Raw genomic sequence first — 1,642 nt, 5'->3', positions numbered from 1 at the left:
GAGACCACCCTGGACAAATTGGCCAGTCTGCGTCCGGCGTTCGCCGTGAACGGTACCGTCACCGCCGGCAACTCCTCGGGAATCAACGACGGCGCAGCGGCTCTGGTAGTGACCAGCGAAGCCTATGCCCGCGAGCACGGACTCAAACCCCTCGTCGTGATCGACTCCGTCGCCACCGCAGCGCTAGAACCCGAGATCATGGGATACGCACCGACATTGGCGCTGCGCAAGTTGTTCAGCAAGACTCGCCGCTCGCCGGCCGACGTCGATGTAGTGGAGCTCAACGAGGCGTTCGCCGCACAAGCCGTCGCCGTCATCCGCGACGCGAAACTCGACGAGCAGAAGACCAACCCCTACGGGGGCGCCATTGCACTGGGGCACCCGGTGGGAGCCACCGGAGCGATCCTCACCGTTCGGGCTGCCAAGGACATGGTGCGCCGCGACCTTCAGTCGGGGATCGTGACGCTGTGTATCGGTGGCGGCCAGGGTCTTGCCATGCTGTTGACCCGCTACGAGGGCTGATGATCGACTTCGAAGTCATCGAAGCCACGGCGCTGATCACGATCAACCGCCCGAAAGCCTTGAATGCGTTGGACGTAGAGGCGTACGCCCAGCTGTCGGAGGCTTGGACCCGGGTGCGCGACGATGACCGTATCAGGGCCGCAGTCATCACCGGTGCGGGTGATCGCGCCTTCTGTGCCGGCGCTGACATCAAGACGTTCCTCGGGCGAGAAGAGCCGATCGCCGAGTTGTGGGCGACCCAGCGCGGGCAACTGCTCAACCGGGGGCTAGAGGTGTGGAAGCCGGTCGTCGCCGCAGTCAACGGCATCTGCGTCGGAGGTGGTATGACGCTGCTCATGGCCACCGACATCCGCCTCGCGGTGCCCTCTGCACGATTTGGCCTCAGCGAGGTCAAGCGCGGCGTGATCGCCGGGAACGGTGGCACGCAACGCGCGCTCGATCAGCTGCCGTATCCGATCGCGATGGAACTGCTGCTCACCGGAGATCTGTGGGACGCCGACCGGGCACTGCACTATGGGCTGATCAACCGAGTCGTGGAGCCCACGGAGCTCGCCGATCAGGCGCTGGAGGTGGCCGCGCGGGTGGCCCGAAACGCGCCGCTGGCCGTTCAGGCCACCAAGGAACTGGCCGTGCGTTCACGAGACACCGACCTGACCGTAGGTCTGCGAATGGAACAGGCCGTCAACGAGATCCTGCGCCACACCGAAGATGCCGCCGAGGGCATCGCTGCCTTCCGGCAAAAACGTCCACCCCGCTTCGCTGGCCGATGATCTACGGCCTGGGAGGTCAAACACAAGAATGAAGGAGATACCAATGTCAATTTCGGGTGCAGAAGCCATCGTGCAGACGCTGCGCGAGTACGGAACCGAGATCGTCTTCGGTTACATCGGCCACTCGACTCACGAGATCGCCCACGCGGTCTCCGAGTCGGGGCTGCCTACCGTCAATCCGGCTACCGAACTGGGCGGCGCGTACATGGTGACCGCCTACAACTACCTCAAGGGACGGCCGGCGGCGGTCGGCATCTGGCACACGGTCGGTTCCCTGCTGTTGCCCCCTGCCTTGCAGGAGGCGACGTCCTCGCGCATCCCCTCGGTGCACATCGGTCTGAACGCCGACA

The 1,642-nt window shown here is 64.8% G+C and carries 3 protein-coding genes; all 3 read left to right on the top strand.

Translation table 11 applies throughout. From position 1 onward, the window contains the following. Window positions 1-522 (top strand): thiolase family protein (locus ACRDUX_RS06755; RefSeq protein ID WP_526412227.1); only part of this gene is annotated, 522 nt, incomplete at its 5' end. Continuing rightward, window positions 522-1,292 (top strand): enoyl-CoA hydratase/isomerase family protein, encoded by a 771-nt coding sequence (locus tag ACRDUX_RS06750; protein ID WP_526412225.1) that lies wholly within the window; start codon window positions 522-524, stop codon window positions 1,290-1,292. The genes ACRDUX_RS06755 and ACRDUX_RS06750, both read left to right, overlap by 1 nt. Window positions 1,293-1,335: 43 nt before the next feature. Beyond that, window positions 1,336-1,642: thiamine pyrophosphate-binding protein (locus ACRDUX_RS06745; RefSeq protein WP_526412223.1), on the top strand; the 307-nt coding region annotated here is incomplete at its 3' end.

The sequence above is a fragment of the Mycobacterium sp. genome (genome assembly GCF_050701675.1).
In the GTDB taxonomy this organism is placed as follows: Bacteria; Actinomycetota; Actinomycetes; order Mycobacteriales; family Mycobacteriaceae; genus Mycobacterium.
The sequence above is the reverse complement of the archived record's forward strand: the minus strand, read 5'-3'. Positions and strand labels throughout refer to the sequence as shown.

Excerpts from the sequence above, each read along its gene's own strand:
- ACRDUX_RS06750 (WP_526412225.1), top strand. The coding sequence starts at position 522 with ATGATCGACTTCGAAGTCATCGAAGCCACGGCGCTGATCACGATCAAC.